Here is a 19,412-nt window from a genome sequence, read left to right as displayed (position 1 = left end):
CCTCTCCAATCACTTCGACGGGGCCGTGTGCGGCAGGCCAAGGCCGTCCGCTAGCCGCTGTAACGCCACTTCGGCAAGCGGCAGCTCAACCGATAACACCTCACCCAGCGCTAGCGCCAGGCTCAGGTCCTTCTCGCCCAGCCCGCGCGTGTGCAGGAACGGCTCGTACAAGAAGTGGCCCGGCTCAAGGGGTTTCATGTCGTCGCGGACCATGATGGCACCCGGCCCGCCGGTGAGGGCGTCGGTGTGACGCACCACTCGACCCAGGGCCTGCAGGTCAAGCCCGGCCGCCTCGGCGAGCTTCATCGCCTCGCACGCAGCAGCATAGGACGTAAACGTCAACATGTTGCGGGCCAGCTTCATCCGGGTTCCCGCGCCGGGTGGTCCGGCGTGGATGACCAGCGACGCCCACCGTCGGAACGTCGGCTTGACTCGCTCGTACACGTCACGCTCGGCGCCCACCATGGTGGCCAATTCACCCTTGTCGGCAGCCCGCCCCCCACCGCTGACCGGGGCGTCGACGATGTGGATGCCTTGCGGTTTCAGCTCGTTGGCCAGGTCGGCAGCCGTGGTGTCGCTGATCGTGGAGTGGATCGCGATGACGGTGCCGGGCTTGGCGTGGGTGGCCAGCTCGCCGACCACCTGCCGCACCTGGTCGTCGTCGAGCACAGTGACGCTGATGATGTCGGCCCCGGCGACGTCGGCGACCGTGTCGGCCAGGGTGGCGCCGGCTTCGGCCAGCGGCGTCATGGCCTCGGTACGGATGTCGAACACGATGAGACCGCCGGGCCAGTCGACCAGCCGCTTGGCCATCGGGGCACCCATGTTGCCCAGCCCGATGTAGCCGAGCTTCACCTGTTGAGTCATGACCGGATGATCTGTCCGCCGTCGACGTTGAAGATCTGCCCGGTGATCCACGACGCCGCGTCCGACAACAGGAACAGGCACATGCCGACGAGGTCCTCTGGTGTCCCCATGCGCGACAACGGGATCTGCTTGACCATGTCGGCGACGATCTCGCCGGGTGTGACAGTTCTGGTGGCCTCGGTGTCGATCGGCCCGGGGGCGATCGCGTTGATGCGGATGTTCATACCGCCGAGCTCGCGGGCCAGCTGCTGGGTCAGCCCGTTGATGCCGACCTTGGCCAGGCCGTAGAAGTTGGAGTACAGCCACGCCGCGGTCGAGGATTGGTTGACGATCGCGCCGCCACCACGTTTGGCCATCTGCTGGTACACGGCCCGGGTGCAGATCAGCGCCCCGTCGAGGTTGACGCTCATGAACTTCTTGTAGTAGTCGAGCGGAACGGTAAGCAGCAGGTCGAGTTTCATGCCGCCGTAGATCGCGGCGTTGTTGACCAGGTAGTCGATGCCGCCGAACTCGGCGACGGTGGCGTCGGCCATGGCCGTGGCCGAATCCGGATCCGAGACGTCGACCGGCACGTGGATCGCCGAGCCGCCGTCGGCGACAATCTGTTTGGCGGCGGCCCCGGCGGCGTCGGTATTGATGTCGGCGACCACCACCGACGCGCCTTCGCGGGCCAACGCCTGCGCATACGCCAGGCCGATGCCCTGCCCCGCCCCGGTGACGATGGCAACCTTGTTGACGAATTGCATTGTCTTCCTCTCCGCCGGGTGGCGACTTGCTGCACGCTTCTGGCCACTCGCGACTCAAACCGCTGTCGCAATGAGTTTGGTCTCGAGGTACTCCTCGAAACCGGCCAGCCCCATCTCGCGGCCGATGCCGGATTGCTTGTAGCCGCCGAATGGCGCGTCCGCCGAATACCACACGCCGCCGTTGACGTTGACGGTACCGACCCGCAGCCGCGCCGCCACAGCGGCGGCACGTTCGGGATCACCGTAGACGGTGCCGGACAAGCCATAGGGCGAGTCGTTGGCGATGCGCACGGCGTCGTCGTCGCCGTCGTGGGCGATCACCGTGAGCACCGGGCCGAAGATCTCCTCGCGGGCGGGCCGCGCGTCGTTGGTGAGCCCGGCGATCACGGTCGGCTCGATGAAAAAGCCGCGCTCTTTGTCTGCCGGCCGACCGCCGCCGCAGGCGAACGAACCGCCTTCTGCCACAGCCAAATCCAGATACCCCTGAACCCGATCACGCTGCCGCGCCGAGATCAGCGGCCCGCACACGGTGCCGGGATCGTTGGGGTCGCCGGGTTTGATCGAGCCCATGGTGGCGGCCGCAATGCCCACCGCCTCGTCGTAGCGGGCCCGCGGCACCACCAGCCGGGTGGTGATCGCGCAGCCCTGCCCGGCATGCATCGCCGCCGCGAACGCAGACACCGAGCAGGCGCCCGCCAGATCAGCATCGTCGAGCACCACGAACGCCGACTTGCCGCCCAGCTCCAGAAACACTTTCTTGATGGTGGCGGCCGCATCTGTCATCACGCTGCGGCCGGTAGCGGTCGACCCGGTAAACGAAACCATGTCCACCCGAGGGTCTTTGGCCAGCATCGCGCCCAGACTGTGATCGCTGGAGGTGACGATGTTGACCACACCGGGCGGAAAGTCGGTGTGCTCGACGATGATCTCCGCGAGCGCACCCGCGCACCACGGCGTATCGGGTGCCGGTTTCAAAACCACGGTATTGCCCGCGGCCAGCGCCGGGCCCAGCTTGGCCAGATTGATCTGGTGCGGGAAGTTCCACGGGGTGATCGCGCCGACCACGCCGACGGGTTCGCGGGCGATCGTGCGCCTGGTCGCGATGCCCAGCGGAGAAGCCTCACCGAGATCGGCGTTCCACTGGTAGGACTCCGCGGTGTCGGCGGAGAACGCCAGGTCGTCGATCGGCCCCTCGAGCTGGGCGCTGGCGGTGAGCATCCGCGGCGCGCCGACCTCGGCGATGGTGATCTCGCGCAGCTCCTCGACATGCGCGCGCAGCGCGTCGCGAAGCTGGCGCACACAACGCACCCGCAGTTCGGTGTTGCGGGACCAGTCGGTGTCGTCGAAAGCCCGCCGCGCCGCGTCGATAGCGCGGCTCATGTCCTCGGCGTTGGCGTCCGCGGCCGCGCCCAGCACGTCCTCGGTGGCCGGATTGACGGTCGGAAAGGTGCCCGCACTGCCGGCGCACAATTTCCCGTCGATGAGTAGCGCGCTTACGCCGTCCGCCAATAGCGCCATCGCCTGCTCCTGCCCCAGGATAATAGACAACTGTCCGAATTGCCCAGTCGAACCATAGCTGGCCAATCGCCAACGATGCAAGGACCGCCGCGGGCCAGCCCAGCTTTTAGCGCAGTTGTCCTGCATTTATGGTACAAGGACTTGATTCGGCTGGTCCCGGTCAGATAACTTGGACATGTGTCCAGTGATGCAGTGGTCGCGATCACTTCGCAGCCCGATGGCCAACCCGGCGAGGGTCTGCGTAACCGCCGCCAGGAGGAGACCTTCCGCAAGGTGCTGACCGCCGGCATGGAGACGCTGCGGGAAAAGTCCTACGCCGGCCTGACGGTGCGCGCGGTGGCCGCCCGCGCCAAGGTGGCCCCGGCGACCGCGTACACCTACTTCTCCTCGAAGAACCACCTGATCGCCGAGGTGTATCTGGACTTGGTCCGACAGGTGCCGTATTTCACCGACGTCAACGAGCCGATGGCGGCCCGGGTCGACAAGGCGTTGCGGCACCTGGCACTGGTGGTTGCCGACGAGCCCGAGGTCGCCGCCGCGTGCACAACGGCGCTGCTCGGCGGTGGCGCTGACCCGGCGGTGCGCAAGGTGCGCGACCGGATCGGCGCGGAGATCCATCGCCGGATCACGTCGGCGATCGGACCCGATGCCGACCCGCGCACCGTGGCCGCCCTCGAGATGGCTTTCTTCGGCGCGCTGGTGCAAGCCGGCAGCGGCGCTTTCACCTACCACCAGATCGCCGACCGGCTCGCCTACGTGGTCGGCCTGATCCTGCCCGGGGCCGAGAACGGAGAGCAGCGCTGATGACCGCAGAGACGCCGGGACTGGTGCTCGACCCCTACGACTACGACTTTCACGAAGATCCGTACCCGTACTACCGACGGCTGCGTGACGAGGCCCCGCTGTACCGCAACGACGAGCTGCAGTTCTGGGCCTTGTCGCGTCATCAGGACGTGCTGCAAGGCTTCCGCAACAGCACCGCGCTGTCCAACGCGTATGGCGTGTCGCTTGATCCGGTTTCCCGCAGCCCCGATGCGCACAAGGTGATGTCGTTTCTGGCCATGGACGACCCCGGCCATCTGCGACTGCGCACCTTGGTGTCCAAGGGCTTTACCCCGCGGCGGATCCGTGAGCTCGAGCCCCGGGTTCGAGAGCTCGCCCGAACCCATCTCGACGCGGCCCTGCAGTCCGACAGCTTCGACTTCATCGCCGAATTCGCCGGCAAGCTGCCGATGGACGTGATCTCGGAACTGATGGGCGTGCCTGAGCCGGACCGGCCGCGGATCCGTGCGCTGGCCGACGGGGTGCTGCACCGCGAGGACGGCCTGGCCGACGTGCCCCAGACCGCAGTGCAGGCGTCGATCGATCTGATGGCCTACTACACCGAGCTCATCGACGAATTCAAGAGAACCCCTGCCGACAACCTGACTTCCGCGCTGCTGCAAGCCGAAATCGACGGCGACCGGCTTACCGACGAGGAGATCCTGGCGTTCTTGTTCCTGATGGTGATCGCCGGCAACGAGACCACCACCAAGCTGCTCGGTAACGCTGTTTTTTGGGCGGCGCGAAACCCCGACCAGTTGGCGCGGGTCGTCGCCGACCGCTCCCTGATACCGGCGTGGGTAGAGGAAACGCTGCGCTACGACACTTCCAGCCAGATTCTGGCCCGCACTGTCGCGCACGACATCACGATGTATGGCACCACGGTGCCCGAAGGCGACGTGCTGTTGTTGCTGCCGGGCTCGGCGAACCGCGACGACCGGGTTTTTCCTGACGCCGACGACTATCGCATCGGACGCGAGATCGGGTCAAAACTGGTCAGTTTCGGCAGCGGGGCACATTTTTGTTTGGGAGCACATCTCGCCCGGATGGAAGGCCGTGTGGCGCTGAATGAGCTGCTCAGCCGTATCCGCGGGTACGCGGTGGACGAAGACAACGCAGTACGGGTGCATTCCAGCAATGTGCGGGGATTCGCCTACCTGCCAATCAGCGTGGAGGTCGCCTAATGCCTCGCTTCCAACCACATCCGGCGCGGCGACCCGCCATCGTGGCCGGCGCGTCGTCGGGCATCGGGGCCGCCACAGCCATCGAGCTTGCGGCTCGGGGGGTTCCCCGTCGCGCTGGGCGCCAGACGGGTCGAGAAATGCGACGAGATCGCCGTCCAGATCCGCGAGCACGGCGGCGAGGCGGTCGCACTTCACCTTGACGTCACAGATCCGGAGTCGGTCAAGGGTTTTGTGCACCGCGCGACCGAACTACTCGGCGATATCGAGCTGCTCGTCGCCGGCGCCGGAGACACCTACTTCGGCCGCCTGCATGAAATCAGCACCGACATCTTCGAATCCCAGGTGCAGATCCACCTCATCGGCGCCAACCGGTTGGCCACCGCGGTGCTGCCCGGCATGTTGGAACGCCAGCGTGGCGACCTCATCTTCGTCGGATCCGATGTGGCGCTGCGGCAGCGGCCGCACATGGGCGCCTACGGCGCGGCCAAGGCAGCGCTGGTCGCGATGGTGACCAATCTACAAATGGAGCTCGAGGGCACTGGTGTGCGTGCTTCGATCGTTCATCCCGGCCCCACCAAGACCGGCATGGGCTGGAGCCTGCCGCCTGAATCGATCGGGCCGATGCTCGAAGACTGGGCCAAGTGGGGCCAGGCCCGCCACAACTACTTCCTGCGGCCGTCCGATTTGGCCCGCGCGATCGCGTTCGTCGCCGAAACGCCTCGCGGGGGGGTTCATCACGTCGATGGAGATCCAACCCGAGGCGCCGCTGGCGGACGCGCCGGCCGAACGCAAGCAACTGAAGTACCCGGAGGAGTCGTGACAAGTCAAGGACTAAAGGATGTTCCGCGTGTCTCCGGCGGTCACGAGGAACACGGGCACCTAGAGGAGTTCCGCACCGATCCGATCGGGCTGATGAAACGGGTCCGCGACGAATGCGGTGACGTCGGCTGGTTCCAGTTGGCCGGCAAGCAGGTGGTGTTGTTGTCGGGTGCGCAGGCCAACGAGTTCTTCTTCCGCGCCAGCGACGACGACCTCGACCAGGCTGAGGCGTACCCGTTCATGACACCGATTTTCGGCAAAGGTGTGGTTTTCGACGCCAGCCCCGAGCGGCGAAAGGAAATGCTGCACAACGCGGCGCTGCGCGGCGAGCAGATGAAAGGTCACGCCACCACCATCGAAGGTGAAGTGCGCCGGATGATCGCCGGCTGGGGGGAAACCGGCGAGATCGACCTGTTGGACTTCTTCGCCGAGCTGACCATCTACACCTCTTCGGCCTGCTTGATCGGAAAGAAGTTCCGCGACGAGCTCGACCGGCGGTTCGCCCGGCTCTACCACGAGCTGGAGCGCGGCACCGACCCGCTGGCCTATGTCGACCCGTACCTGCCGATCGAAAGCTTCCGCCGGCGCGACCAGGCTCGAAAAGGATTGGTGGCGCTGGTCCAAGCGATCATGGACAACCGGATCGCCAACCCGCCGGCAGACAAAAGCGACCGCGACATGCTCGACGTGCTGATCACCGTCAAAGACGAGCACGGCAATCCCCGGTTCAGTGCCGACGAGATCACCGGCATGTTCATCTCGATGATGTTCGCCGGCCATCACACCAGCTCAGGCACCGCGGCGTGGACGCTGATCGAGTTGATGCGCCACCCTGACATCTACGCCGGCGTAATCAAGGAGCTCGACGAGCTTTACGCCGATGGTCAGCCGGTGAGTTTCCACGCGCTGCGCCAGATTCCGCGGCTGGAGAACGTGCTCAAGGAGACGCTGCGGTTGCACCCGCCGCTGATCATCCTGATGCGGGTGGCCAAGGGCGAGTTCGAGGTGGAAGGCTATCCCATCCACAAGGGTGACCTGGTGGCGGCATCGCCGGCCGTCTCCAACCGCATCCCGGAGGACTTCCCGGACCCCGACGAGTTCGTACCGCAACGCTACGACGAGCCGCGTCAGGAAGACCTGATCAACCGGTGGACGTGGATTCCGTTCGGCGCCGGTCGGCATCGTTGCGTAGGAGCCGCGTTCGCCACCATGCAGATCAAGGCTATCTTCTCGGTGCTGTTGCGGGAATACGAGTTCGAGATGACGCAACCGCCCGAAAGTTACCGCAACGACCATTCCAAGATGGTGGTGCAGCTGGCCCAACCGGCCAAGGTGCGCTACCGCCGCCGCAATGGAGGTCGATGATGGGTTACAAGGTGCATGCCGACCTGGATCTGTGCCAGGGCCATGCGATGTGTGAGCTGGAGGCCCCCGACTACTTCCGGGTGCCCAAACGCGGCCAAGTCGAAATCCTCGACGACGCGCCGCCCGCGGAGGCCCGCAAACAGATAGAGCAAGCCGTGTGGGCCTGTCCCACCCAGGCACTGTCGATCGAAGAGACAGGAGACTAAACCATGGCCGGATTCCCACGCGGGGAGCTCGAAGACGTCGTGCAGCGCTGGCTGGATGCCAACCGGGAGGCCGAAAGAACCGGTGACTGGCGCATTCTCGCCGACTTCTACACCGACGACGCTACCTACGGATGGAACATCGGCCCCAAGGAAGATGTGATGTGCATTGGGATCGACGAGATCCGCGACATCGCGCTGGGCCAGGAGATGGAAGGTCTGCAGGGGTGGCGCTACCCCTACCAGCGGGTCGTCATCGACGACAAGCTCGGTGAAGTAGTCGGATTCTGGAAGCAGGTCGCAACCGACGCCGACGGCACCGAGCAGGAGGTGTACGGCATCGGCGGCAGCTGGTTCCGGTATGCCGGTGGCGGCAAATGGAACTGGCAGCGCGACTTTTTCGACTTCGGGCATGTGTCAGCGCTCTACGCGGATCTGATCAAGGCAGGCAAGCTGTCGGCCGGTATGCAAAAGCGCATCGAACGCAGCATGGCCGGCGAAAAAATACCCGGCTACTACCCGCTCGGAAAAGCACCGGTCCCGTTATGGTGAGCCCAGTCGTCGCGCTGCCACCCGGATTCGATGTCACCGATCCGGATCTGCACGCCGAGCGCATCCCGTTCGAGGAATACGCGCTGCTGCGCCGCAGTGCACCGGTGTGGTGGAATCCGCAACCGCGCAGCGCGGGCGGTTTCGACGACGACGGCTTTTGGGTGGTGTCCAAGCACCGCGACGTCCGCGACGTCTCCCGGCGCTCGGACGTGTTCTCCTCGGCCTGCAAGGGCGCGATCCCGCGGCTGGAGGACAACATCAGCCCCGAGGAGTTCCAAGCGACGTTGTCGGTGCTGATCAACAAGGATGCCCCCGAACACACCAAGCTGCGCGGCCTGGTGTCGCGGCTGTTCACTCCCCGCGCGATCGACGCGCTGCGCCCCACCCTCGAGCAGCGTGCTGAGCGCATCGTGGCGGCGGCCATCGAAGGCGGGCAGGGCGAATTCGTCCGCGAGGTCGCAAGCGAACTGCCGATGCAGGCCATCGCCGAACTCATCGGCGTCCCCGAAGAGGACCGGGTCAAACTCTTCGAGTGGAGCAACCAGATGACCGGCTATGACGACGCCGACGTAACTGTGGACTCACGGGTCGGTGCCGCCGAAATCCTCGGCTACTCTTACCAGCTCGCCGAAACCCGCCGTCAGACGCCGGGCAACGACGTGGTTTCGCGGCTGCTGAGCGCCACCATCGACGGCGAGCGGCTCACCCCGGAGCAATTCGGCTTCTTCGTGGTCATGCTGGCCGTCGCCGGCAACGAGACCACCCGCAACGCCACCACGCTGGGGATGATGGCGTTTCTGGAAAACCCACAGCAGTGGGAGCTGTTCAAGGCACAGCGCCCCGCCACCGCCGTCGACGAAATCGTCAGATACACGACGCCGCTGATTTGCCTGCAACGAACCGCGCTGACCGACACCGTCATCGGTGACACCGAGATCAAGGCCGGCCAGCGGGTGGTGATGCTTTACGCCTCCGCCAATTTCGACGAGGACGTGTTTGACAATCCCGAGCGATTCGACATCACCCGGGATCCCAATCCACACTTGGGTTTTGGCGGTACCGGTGCCCACTACTGCCTTGGCGCCAATCTTGCCCGGCTCGAGTTGGAGATCATTTTCAACAAGATTGCGGACAAGATGCCGGATATTAGCCGCCTTGGTGATCCTGCTAGGTTGCGGTCCGGTTGGATCAACGGCATCAAGCGGTTTCACACCAACTACCGAAGCGGTTGCCCGGTCACACACTAAGGGAGGCTCGGCTTCTTCGATGGCGCACGTGTTGGGCTCGGTGACCAGCGACGGCGGTTTGCCGGCAGGCCGCCATGGCGGGTGCGCGCCCGATAGGCTGCGGCGCAGTGCGTGCCCGGTGGATGAGATCCGCGGTTCCCCGCCGGCAAGCCGGCACGTAGGCTCACCCAATCGGTCGCTTCGACGCAGGCTCGGAGCCAGTCCCTGGCAGGAGGTTCACGGTGAAGACAAAGGGCGCGCTGATCTGGGAGTTCAATCAACCGTGGTCGGTCGAGGAAATCGAAATCGGCGACCCGCGCAAAGACGAGGTCAAGATCCAGATGGAAGCGTCGGGCATGTGCCACTCCGACCACCATCTGGTGACCGGTGGGATCCCGATGGCGGGGTTTCCGGTGCTCGGCGGCCACGAGGGCGCGGGCATCGTCACCGAGGTCGGGCCGGGTGTCGAGGAGTTCGCCGAGGGCGACCATGTGGTGCTGTCGTTCATCCCGTCGTGCGGGAAATGTCAGTCTTGCCAGGCGGGGATGCGTAATCTGTGCGACCTCGGGGCCGGGCTGCTCAACGGTGCCGCGGTCTCCGATGGCACGTTTCGCATCCGGGCCCGCGGCCAAAACGTCTACCCGATGACGCTGCTGGGCACCTTTTCACCGTACATGGTGGTGCACAAGACCTCGGTGGTGAAAATCGATCCGTCGATCCCCTTCGAGGTTGCGTGCCTGGTGGGCTGCGGGGTGACCACGGGCTACGGCTCGGCAACCCGCACCGCCGACATCAGACCGGGTGATGACGTCGCGATCGTGGGCGTCGGCGGGGTCGGCATGGCGGCCCTGCAGGGAGCGGTCAACGCCGGTGCCCGCTATATCTTCGCAGTCGAGCCGGTGGAGTGGAAGCGCGACCAGGCTCTGAAATTCGGTGCCACCCATGTATATCCGGACGTGGAAGCTGCGTTGGTGGGCATCGCCGAGGTGACCTACGGCCTGATGGCCAAGAAGGTGATCATCACCGTGGGTGAGCTGCACGGCGCCGATATCGAGAACTACATGAACCTCACCGCGAAAGGCGGCACCTGCGTGCTGACCGCAATCGGCAGCCTGCTGGACACCGAGGTGACACTGAACCTCGCGATGTTGACCCTGATGCAGAAGAACTTGCAGGGCACCATCTTCGGTGGCGGCAACCCGCAGTATGACATCCCGCAGCTGTTGTCGATGTATAAGGCCGGCAAGCTCAACCTCGACGACATGATCACCCGTCAGTACAGGCTGGAGCAGATCAACGAGGGTTACCAAGACATGCTGGACGGCAAGAACATTCGTGGAATCATCCGCTACACCGACGCCGACAGGTAGCCACCTGTGACCAGGCCGATACGGGTGTTCCAGGTCGCTTCCGGCAATGTCGGCAGCGAGATGATAAAACGGATCACACGGCATCGTGACCTAAAACTGGTTGGGCTGCACTGCTATTCACCGGACAAGGTAGGCCGTGACGCCGGTGAAATCGCTGGTATCGGGCCGATCGGTGTCCTGGCCACGGGAACGGTGGACGAGATCATCGCAGCCGCACCGGATTGTGTGACCTTCCACGGGGTGTGGCCCGACCTCGGTCTGTACGTGCCGGTGCTGGAGGCCGGCATCAATATCGTCACCACCGCCGACTGGGTCACCGGCCGCCACCGCGACACCAATCACCGGCTATCAGACGGCCGCACCGAATCCGAAGTGCTCCAAGCCGCCTGCCTACGTGGAAATTCGACGTTCTACGGGACCGGGATGAATCCCGGACTGGCGCAGATCCTCACCATCGTGCACAGCGCCGACGTGGCCGATATCGAAAACGTCACCTGTATCGAATCTGTCGACGTCTCATGCCACCACTCGGCTCCGACGTGGGCCAATTGTGGCTTCGGGCGTCCGGTCGACGATCCCGAGGTGCCGCACCTGCTGGAGCTGGGCACCCGGGTGTTCGAGGACGGTGTGCGGATGATGGCCAACTGCCTCGACATCGCACTGGACGAGGTCACTTTCTCCTACCAGCTTGGCGCCTGCACCAAGGACGTGGACCTCGGGTGGTACGCCTTGCCCGTCGGCTCGGTGGGCGGGGCGGCGTTTCAGTACATCGGCGTCACCGGCGGAGTGCCCAGGGTGGAGTTGCATCTGGAATGGCAGATGACGCCGCACACCAAGCCGCACTGGGATATTCAGGGCTGCTACATCACCAAGATCCAGGGCGACCCCTGCATCTATAGCAAGCACCTCATCCTGCCCAAGCCCGGCACCGACTTTTCCAGCCCGGAGTCGTTCGCGGCCATCGGCATGACGGTGACCGGAATGCCGGCCCTCAACGCAATCCGCGCGGTGGTCGACGCCCCACCGGGCATCGTCACCAGCGCCGATCTGCCGCTACGCGCGTTCGCCGGGCGCTTCGCCGGCCCAGTCGGTGACGACCCGCCACGGTGAACGCGTTTCCTCATCTGCTGCAGCCCGGCCGGATCGGCGCCATGTCGGTGCGCAACCGGTTGGTGATGTCGCCGATGGAAACCATGTACGGCACACCGGATGGGCTTCCGTCGGCGCGCACCCGCGACTATTTCGCTGCCCGCGCCAAGGGCGGGGTGGGCCTGATCACCCTGGGCGCCACCGGAATCGACCCTCACCATCTCGAGACGCCCGGAAGTCTGCACCTGGGCACTGACGCGGCTGTCGACGCGCATCGGGCGCTGGTGGAGGTGGTGCACGAGCACGGCGCCAAGATCCAGCCGCAGATCGTGCACGCCGGACCCGATAGCCTGGGACCAGAGATCCACGGCGTGACATCGCTGGGCCCCTCGGTGATTCCGTCGTATCTCACCGGGCGCCCGTCGGCGGAGATCACCAAAGATCAACTCATCGAGGTGTTCGACTTGTTCAAGGCGGCGGTGCGCCGCGCCGCCGAGGCCGGATACGACGGCATCGAGCTGCACGCCGCCCATGGTTACATGTTGCTGGGATCTTTCCTTGCCCCGCAGCGCAACCGGCGCACCGACGAATACCGGGGCAACTCGGTGCGGGGCCGAATCCGCATCGTGCTCGATGTGCTGGCCGCGATCCGCTCGGAGATCGGTGACGCGCTGCCTATCACCTTACGGATTTCCGGCTATGAGCGGGTTGCCGGAGGCCGTCCCATATACGAAACCGCACAGGTGGCAACGGATCTGGTGGCCGCCGGAGTGGACGCTTTTCATGTGAGCGGCGGGGTGATCGATCGGCTGGTCACCCGGATGGTCAACGGCGCCGACGACGGCGACGCGCTCAACGTCGGTGCCGCGGCTGCGGTCAAGGAAGTGGTCGACGTGCCGGTAATCGCCGTCGGGCGCATCCACGATCCGGAACTTGCCGAACAAATCCTGGCCGACGGCCGCGCCGACTTCATCGCCATGGGCCGACCGCTTTTGGCCGACCCTGACCTGCCGCGCAAACTGCTTTCCGGGCAGGCGCACCGGGTGCGCAAATGCATCTCGTGTGAAAACTGCATCGACGCCATGGAACTGCGCTTCGCCGTCGACTGCGCGGTCAATCCGCGCACCGGCAAGGAAAGCGAGCTGGCCGCAGGTCGCACCACGCATCCGAAGCAGGTCCTGGTGATCGGCGGCGGCCCGGCCGGCCTGGAAGCCGCTCGGGTGGCCGCCGAACGCGGGCATCACGTCCGGCTGTTCGAACGCAATACCCAACTGGGCGGCGCGTTGCGCTGGGCGTCGGTTCTGCATCGGGAGAACGAACCGTTCCTGCGTTACCTGTGCGCTGAGATCAATCGGAGTGCCGTGGAAGTGAATCTGGGCCAAGCTGTTTCGGCTGAGGATGTCGTTGCCCTGGATCCCGACGTCGTAGTGGTCGCCACCGGAGCCCGCATCGCCATCCCCGCCATCGCCGGCGCCGAACTTCCCCATGTTCGCACCGGCCCGGGGTTGCGAGAGTTGCTCGGCGGACATGCCGATCCGGCAGCTCCGGCTTGGCAACGGCTTGGTGCCGGGCTGCTGTCGGGCTGGCGCCAGCGGCTCGTCAAACCCGCCGCGGTGCGGTTGGCCACCCGCGCATGGATGCCGCTGGGCCGGCGCGTCGCCATCATCGGAGGTGACCTGGTCGCAGTTGAGCTTGCCGAGTTCCTGGCCAGCCGTGGCCGGTTCGTGTCGATCCTGGAGTCCGGCAAGGACCTTGCACCGGAGGTGGGCAACAAGCGTAAGGCCGAGCATATGGATCGGCTGGACCGGCTCGGCGTCACCGTTCATGTGCAGGCCGGCGTCGAACGGATCACCGCAGAGGGTGTGCTGTTCACGCCCGCCGGCGGCGCAACCCGCCAACTGCTCGCCGACAGTGTTGTCATCGCCGGAACACCCGAACCCGACACAGCGCTGTTCGACACGCTGGCGGCCGGCATGCCCGATGCCCAGGTGTATGCCGCCGGGGACTGTAACGGTGTTGGCTTGATCCGCAAAGCCACCGAGGACGGCGCCCGCGTCGCGTGTGCCATCTAATGAGAGGAAGTGAGAAACCGTGTCGCAGGAAACGATTCAACAGTCACCAGCGCTCCGCGCGTCGCAGTCGTCGTGGCGGTGTGTGCAGGCCCACGACCGGGAGGGCTGGCTGGCCCTGATGGCCGACGACGTCGTCATCGAAGACCCGATCGGCGACGCGCCCACCAACCCGGGCGGCACCGGGGTGCGTGGCAAAGACGGCGTCGCGGCGTTTTACGACGCAAACATCGCCGCCAACCAGCTCACCATCACCTGTGAGGAGACATTCCCGTCCAGCTCGCCCAACGAGATCGCGCATATCCTGGTGCTGCGCAGCAAGTTCGACAACGGCGTCACCAGCACGGTGCGCGGCGTGTTCACCTACCGTGTTAACGACGCAGGGCTGATCACCAACATGCGCGGCTACTGGAACCTCGATGCGATGACATTCGGCAGACAAGAGTGACCCCCCTGCTGGCAGGCCGCGGAGCCGTCGTCGTCGGTGGCTCCCGGGGCATCGGGGCGGCCGTCGCCGGCGAGTTGGCGCGCCACGGTGCGGGTGTCGTGGTGAACGGCCGCGATCGACATGCCGCCGAGCAGACCACCGCCGCCATCACGGCGGGCGGGTGTGCGGCAGTCTCCCATCCGGGTTCACCCGCTGACCCCGCGATCGCAGAATCGTTGATTCGCAGATGCATCGGCGAATTCGGCGGCATTCACATCCTGGTGAACTGCGCCGGAATCGCCGAGCCGGCAGGTTCGTCGATTCTCGACATCAGCCCGGAGCAGTTTCGCGAACTGATCGATTCGCACCTGGGTACCGTGGTCGCGACCTGTCGCGCGGCCGCGCCGAGAATGGTCGAGCAGGGCGGAGGCAGCATCGTCAACACCGGATCGGTCGCGTTTTTGGGGGATTACGGCGGCACCGGCTACCCGGCCGGCAAAGGTGCGGTCACCAGCCTTACGCTCGCCATCGCCGCCGAACTCAAACAGCATCGAGTCCGCGCCAATGTGGTGTGCCCCGGCGCGAAAACCCGGTTGTCCAGCGGACCGGATTATGAGGCCCACATCGCCGATCTGAACCGGCGCGGGTTGCTCGACGACGCCAGCGTGCAAGCGTCACTGGATGCCGCGCCACCGGAGTACGTAGCGCCGATGTACGCCTATCTGGCGAGCCATCTCGCCGAAAACGTAACCGGCGAAATCTTTGTTGCCGCAGGCGGATTCGTCGGACGATTCCCGCGGCCCAGTCCCGCCCTCATCGGCTATCGCGACCACCACGATTCACCGCCGTGGTCGGTGATCGAGCTGAGCGAGTTGATGCGGCGGGTGTGAGCGTCACGCCAGCGGCGCCAGGCCGGAGCGAACCACATTCACACTGGTCGTGACGATCTCACCCAGATCACCGGTGCAGCCTTGCCGTCCCCAATACTCCACCGCCGCAACGAGTGCAGCCGCCAGCGCAGCCCCGGCCACCTCCGAGACCAGATCGACGTCGGGCACGTGTGAGTAGCGCTTCCTGATGAAGTCGGTCAGCACCGCGGCAAACGAGGACTGCACGACCCGAAGATGGCTGGCGATGCGCTCAGCGCTGATCAACTCCGCGCGGGCAATCGCGGCCTGGCGGACTACCTCGACGTCGTGCGGGAAGCTGACCACACCGGCCAATACCGCGTCGAACAGCGACTCCGAGGTGGGCCGTCGCGCCAGCGCTTCGGCCAACCACTCCAGCTGGGTCTCGTAGTCCTGGAACAGCACGGCTTCCTTGGTCGGGAAGTGCCGGAAGAAGGTGCGCTCGGTGACGCCGGCCTCCTCGGCCAGCTCGGCCACCGTCACGTTGGCAAAGCCTTTACTGGCAAATCTCTTCAGCGCCGCTCGCCGCAACGCCTCCCGCGTCGTTCTGCGGCGTAGCTCATGAAGATTGGCGGTCGCTGCCATAGTTGTCTCGATCGTACGGGGTATTCGCGCCTGTCGGTAATGACATCTTTCAATTATGTCAGGACTGACATATTCTTGCGGTGACCGATCCCTGCGACGAGGGCTGACCGATGAGTGACTATGACGCGATCGTCGTCGGTGCCGGACACAACGGCTTGACCGCGGCGGCAATTTTGCAGCGCGCCGGCCTGTGCACCGTGTGCCTGGAGGCCAACTCCTACGCCGGTGGCATGGCCGCCACCGTCGAGCTGATCGATGGGTTTCGCTACGAGATTGCCGGTTCGGTGCAGTTTCCGACTGCGCCGCAGATCACCAAGGACCTTGGGCTGGACACCCTGCCCACCGTTGACGCCGACGTGCAGTCGGTCAACCTCGGCGACAACGGCGAAGAACCGATGATTTTCTACCGCGATCCGGTGAAGCTGATGACCCACCTCGCCGAAAAGCTCGGCGCCGACGCTGTCACGGGCATGGCGGAGATGATCGCGTGGAGCCGAGGTCCCGCAAAAGCGTTGGGGCGCTTCGAAGTGCAGACGCCGCCCAAGACCCTAGACGAGATGTATGCCTGCGCCGCAGATGAATCCGAGCGCAGGGCGATCCACGAAGTGCTGTTCGGCTCGGCGATGGACGCCATCGACCGCTACCTGCCGGACAGGGATAAACACGCGGTGCTGCGGGGGATGCTCGCTTTCCTGGCGATCAACTCCACCTAATGGGAACCGATCAGCGCGCCGTTGACTAGGTAATGGCCTGGATCGGGGAGGCTGGTCACCGAGCCGCCGGTAGGTGAGCACTGGCTCACCCGGGAGTGTGTTCGTCGATTCCTAGCGATAGATCGTGCCCCTGCCGGTTGGTGAGGGTCGCCTGTAGCGCTGATGGGGTGTCGTGCCGTTCGAGCACTGAATCCATTAGGTCGCCGCCGGGTGTCCCTTGGGCTCAATGGGAAACAGCAAGACTTCGGACAAAGGAGGCGATTTCACTGATCTTCATTGGAGACGACTGGGCCGAAGACCACCACGACATTTACCTGATGAACACCGACGGCGCTCGGCTGGCCTCGCGGCGACTGCCCGAAGGACTGGCCGGTATCCGCGGGTTTCACGAGCTGGTGGCCACCCACGCTGAAGAACCCGGCCACGTCGTGGTCGGCATCGAAACCGACCGCGGCTTATGGGTCGAGGCGCTGACCGCGGCCGGCTACCAGGTGTATGCGGTCAACCCGCTCGCAGTGGCCCGCTACCGCGACCGCCACCACGTCTCCGGGGCGAAATCTGATGCCGGCGACGCCAAGCTGCTGGCCGATCTGGTGCGCACCGATCGGCACAATCACCGCATGGTCGCGGGTGACACCCCCATTGCCGAAGCGGTCAAGGTATTGGCACGCGGACACCAAAACCTGATCTGGGCCCGTATTCGACAGACCAACGCGCTGCGCAGCGCTTTGCGTGAGTATTACCCGGCGGCACTGGAGGCATTCGACGACCTGTCAGACCGTGATGCCCTTGCCATTTTGGGCCGCGCTCCAACTCCCGCTGAAGCCGCACATCTGAGCCTGTCAAAAATCCGTTCGGCCCTCAAAGCCGCTGGGCGCCAACGTAACCTCGACACCCGCGCCCAACAGATCGCAGCCCTGCTGCGCACCGAACAGCTCACCGCCCCCGCCGCGGTCACCGCAGCCTTCGGAGCGACCACCCGCGCCGCGGTGGGCATCATCGTCGAACTCAACTGCCAGATCGCCGAGCTCGAAACCGAACTGGCCGCACATTTTGAGAAACACCCGGACGCCGACATCTACCTCTCCCTGCCAGGACTCGGTGTTGTGCTCGGCGCCCGGGTGCTCGGTGAGTTCGGGGATGACCCGAACCGCTACACCGACGCCAAGTCTCGCAAGAACTACGCCGGAACGTCACCCTTGACCGTAGCCTCAGGCAAGAAACGCGCCGTGCTGGCCCGCCACGTTCGCAACCGCCGCCTGTATGACGCGATCGACCAATGGGCGTTCTGCGCCCTATCAACCAGCCCCGGCGCACGCTCCTACTACGACCATCGCCGCGCCGCAGGAGACCTGCACCACCAAGCACTACGCGCCCTGGGCAACCGCCTCGTCGGCATCCTCCACGGCTGCCTACGACACCGCACCATCTACAACGAACACAAGGCCTGGGCACACCGCCAAACCACCCACGACACCCAAGCCGCTTGACAACTTACGACCCTGGGATGTCTATCGCGGTCCCTACACGCCGGGCAGCGCCACCTGCCTGGCCTTCGCGCTGTCCGTGCCCGACGACAGCGCGGTGATGATGACGAAACTGCGCTGTGGCATCGGCGCACTCAGCCAGCATCTGCACGACCTGTTCGTCGCACACGGAGGCGAAATCCGCTACCGCAGCAGGGTGGAGAAGATTCTCGTCGAAAGCGGTCGTGTCACCGGCGTGCGCCTGCGCGACGGCTCGCAAATCAGCGCGCCGCTCGTCGTGTCCAACCTGGCACCGGACCTTACCCTCATCGACCTGGTCGGCGCCGAGCACCTGCCGGCCAACCTTGTCGCCCGTGTCGGCGGCCGCGACCACCGGGCGTCATTCGTACAGATCCACTTCGCACTCGACGGGCTGCCGCAGTTCGCCCCACCCTACGAATTCCTCAACGAACCGGGCATGCAGGCATCGATCGGCATTTTCGGTTCACCCGAAGAACAGCAACGCCAATGGGAAGACTGCAGGCGCGGCATCGTTCCCGACAATCCGTCGATGGGAATGCAGATCCCGTCGGTACACGATCCCGGCATGGCGCCGCCCGGCAAGCACGCGGCCAGCGCCTTCGCCTACGCGTTTCCGGTTGAAACCAGCCGCGAGCTGCGCGGCAAGCTCAAGAAGGTGATGGCGGAGAGGGTGATCGACAAGATCACCCGGTATGCCCCCAACTTCCGTGACATCCTGATACGCCACATCACCTTTGCGCCGTACCACATGCAGACCATGTTCGCGGCTCCGTCCGGGGACTTCTGCCACGGCTTGCTGCATCCGGATCTGATGGGGCCCAACCGGCCTGGCCCGAAAGGGTTTACCGACCTGCCCGTTCCAATCGAAGGCCTCTATCTCGGCGGTGCGGGATGCCATGGGGGACCGGGCATCACCTTCACGCCCGGCTACAACGCGGCCTACCAGGCGCTCGACGACATCTCGCGATGACCGCGGATCGCCCGACGGCCGGTCCGCTTGACGGGCCACACCGCAGACCACCATGCTCGGGCGCATGGCCACTGTCTTCACCAAGATCATCAACCGGGAATTGCCGGGCCGGTTCGTGTACGAAGACGACGAGATCGTCGCGTTCCTGTCCATCGAGCCGATGACCCAGGGACACACGCTGGTGGTACCCCGCGCCGAGATCGACCAGTGGCAAGACGTCGACCACGCGGTGTTCAGCCGTGTCATGGGTGTGGCGCAGCTCATCGGTAAAGCGGTGTGCCGGGCATTTCAAACACAGCGCGCCGGGTTGATCATCGCCGGCCTGGAGGTGCCGCACCTCCATGTCCACGTATTTCCCACCCGTCATCTCCGCGACTTCGGCTTCGCCAACGTCGATCGCCACCCGTCGCCGCAATCACTCGACGAGGCGCAGGCCAAGATCAAGACTGCTCTGGCCGAATTGACTTGACG

Annotated in this window: 17 protein-coding genes and 3 pseudogenes; 16 read left to right on the top strand and 4 right to left on the bottom strand. The window is 65.1% G+C overall.

What is annotated here, in order from left to right; translation table 11 throughout:
* Positions 1–9: 9 nt before the first annotated feature.
* Genes MHEC_RS02820 through MHEC_RS02810 form a run of 3 tightly spaced genes read right to left on the bottom strand, consistent with a single transcriptional unit; the run spans position 10 to position 3,131 of the window.
* Positions 10–867, bottom strand: a complete 858-nt coding sequence (locus MHEC_RS02820; RefSeq protein WP_048889701.1) for an NAD(P)-dependent oxidoreductase — start codon at positions 865–867, stop codon at positions 10–12.
* Positions 864–1,613: an SDR family oxidoreductase gene (locus tag MHEC_RS02815; protein WP_048889700.1), complete on the bottom strand. Its 750-nt coding sequence runs from the start codon at positions 1,611–1,613 to the stop codon at positions 864–866. Before MHEC_RS02815 ends, MHEC_RS02820 begins: the two co-directional genes overlap by 4 nt.
* A 54-nt stretch (positions 1,614–1,667) precedes the next feature.
* The gene (locus MHEC_RS02810; protein ID WP_048889699.1) at positions 1,668–3,131 is read right to left on the bottom strand and encodes an aldehyde dehydrogenase; all 1,464 of its coding nucleotides are present in this window, start codon (positions 3,129–3,131) and stop codon (positions 1,668–1,670) included.
* Between the two features lie 177 nt (positions 3,132–3,308).
* On the opposite strand from MHEC_RS02810, the gene MHEC_RS02805 reads away from it, so the two are divergent.
* The 12 genes and pseudogenes from MHEC_RS02805 (at position 3,309) to MHEC_RS02750 (ending at position 15,147) form a co-directional block, all read left to right on the top strand.
* Entirely contained in the window at positions 3,309–3,935 is a 627-nt protein-coding gene (locus MHEC_RS02805) for a TetR/AcrR family transcriptional regulator (protein ID WP_048889698.1), read from the top strand.
* Positions 3,935–5,137, top strand: coding sequence for a cytochrome P450 (locus MHEC_RS02800; RefSeq protein WP_048889697.1), 1,203 nt, complete (start codon positions 3,935–3,937; stop codon positions 5,135–5,137). The genes MHEC_RS02805 and MHEC_RS02800 overlap by 1 nt, the downstream gene beginning before the upstream one ends.
* Positions 5,137–5,957 (top strand): annotated as a pseudogene (locus MHEC_RS02795) (SDR family oxidoreductase). Before MHEC_RS02800 ends, MHEC_RS02795 begins: the two are co-directional and overlap by 1 nt.
* Complete coding sequence (locus MHEC_RS02790; RefSeq protein ID WP_048889695.1) at positions 5,954–7,321, top strand: cytochrome P450; 1,368 nt, start codon at positions 5,954–5,956, stop codon at positions 7,319–7,321. The pseudogene MHEC_RS02795 and the gene MHEC_RS02790 overlap by 4 nt, the downstream one beginning before the upstream one ends.
* Complete coding sequence (locus tag MHEC_RS02785; protein ID WP_048889694.1) at positions 7,321–7,527, top strand: ferredoxin; 207 nt, start codon at positions 7,321–7,323, stop codon at positions 7,525–7,527. The genes MHEC_RS02790 and MHEC_RS02785 overlap by 1 nt, the downstream gene beginning before the upstream one ends.
* A gap of 3 nt (positions 7,528–7,530) precedes the next feature.
* Positions 7,531–8,076 carry a Cif family virulence factor gene (locus tag MHEC_RS02780; RefSeq protein ID WP_048889693.1) on the top strand — a complete coding sequence of 182 codons (546 nt, stop codon included), beginning with the start codon at positions 7,531–7,533 and terminating at the stop codon, positions 8,074–8,076.
* On the top strand, positions 8,070–9,323 hold the full coding sequence (locus tag MHEC_RS02775) for a cytochrome P450 (protein ID WP_048889692.1): 1,254 nt from the start codon (positions 8,070–8,072) through the stop codon (positions 9,321–9,323). Before MHEC_RS02780 ends, MHEC_RS02775 begins: the two co-directional genes overlap by 7 nt.
* Before the next feature lie 221 nt (positions 9,324–9,544).
* On the top strand, positions 9,545–10,672 hold the full coding sequence (locus tag MHEC_RS02770; RefSeq protein WP_048889691.1) for an NDMA-dependent alcohol dehydrogenase: 1,128 nt from the start codon (positions 9,545–9,547) through the stop codon (positions 10,670–10,672).
* A 60-nt stretch (positions 10,673–10,732) separates the two neighbouring features.
* Positions 10,733–11,782, top strand: coding sequence for an NAD(P)H-dependent amine dehydrogenase family protein (locus MHEC_RS02765; RefSeq protein ID WP_235434727.1), 1,050 nt, complete (start codon positions 10,733–10,735; stop codon positions 11,780–11,782).
* On the top strand, positions 11,779–13,833 hold the full coding sequence (locus MHEC_RS02760; protein ID WP_071700333.1) for an oxidoreductase: 2,055 nt from the start codon (positions 11,779–11,781) through the stop codon (positions 13,831–13,833). The genes MHEC_RS02765 and MHEC_RS02760 overlap by 4 nt, the downstream gene beginning before the upstream one ends.
* 34 nt (positions 13,834–13,867) lie before the next feature.
* Complete coding sequence (locus tag MHEC_RS02755; RefSeq protein ID WP_372507389.1) at positions 13,868–14,278, top strand: nuclear transport factor 2 family protein; 411 nt, start codon at positions 13,868–13,870, stop codon at positions 14,276–14,278.
* Entirely contained in the window at positions 14,275–15,147 is an 873-nt protein-coding gene (locus MHEC_RS02750) for an SDR family NAD(P)-dependent oxidoreductase (protein ID WP_235434719.1), read from the top strand. The genes MHEC_RS02755 and MHEC_RS02750 overlap by 4 nt, the downstream gene beginning before the upstream one ends.
* Before the next feature lie 3 nt (positions 15,148–15,150).
* Here the strand turns inward: MHEC_RS02750 and MHEC_RS02745 are convergent, their stop codons facing one another.
* Positions 15,151–15,750: a TetR/AcrR family transcriptional regulator gene (locus tag MHEC_RS02745; RefSeq protein ID WP_048889688.1), complete on the bottom strand. Its 600-nt coding sequence runs from the start codon at positions 15,748–15,750 to the stop codon at positions 15,151–15,153.
* Between the two features lie 110 nt (positions 15,751–15,860).
* Between MHEC_RS02745 and MHEC_RS02740 the strand changes: the two are divergent.
* The 4 genes and pseudogenes from MHEC_RS02740 to MHEC_RS02725 all read left to right on the top strand — a co-directional run.
* Positions 15,861–16,460: pseudogene (locus MHEC_RS02740) on the top strand (phytoene desaturase family protein); the annotation flags it as partial.
* Between the two features lie 269 nt (positions 16,461–16,729).
* Positions 16,730–17,953 carry an IS110 family RNA-guided transposase gene (locus tag MHEC_RS02735; RefSeq protein ID WP_048893892.1) on the top strand — a complete coding sequence of 408 codons (1,224 nt, stop codon included), beginning with the start codon at positions 16,730–16,732 and terminating at the stop codon, positions 17,951–17,953.
* Positions 17,954–17,975: 22 nt separating this feature from the next.
* Positions 17,976–18,941: pseudogene (locus MHEC_RS02730) on the top strand (phytoene desaturase family protein); the annotation flags it as partial.
* A 64-nt stretch (positions 18,942–19,005) separates the two neighbouring features.
* Positions 19,006–19,410 (top strand): HIT family protein, encoded by a 405-nt coding sequence (locus MHEC_RS02725; RefSeq protein ID WP_048893519.1) that lies wholly within the window; start codon positions 19,006–19,008, stop codon positions 19,408–19,410.
* The last annotated feature ends 2 nt before the right edge of the window (positions 19,411–19,412 follow it).

It is taken from the genome of Mycobacterium heckeshornense, assembly GCF_016592155.1.
In the GTDB taxonomy this organism is placed as follows: domain Bacteria; phylum Actinomycetota; class Actinomycetes; order Mycobacteriales; family Mycobacteriaceae; genus Mycobacterium; species Mycobacterium heckeshornense.
This window is presented reverse-complemented; position numbering and strand designations above follow the sequence as displayed.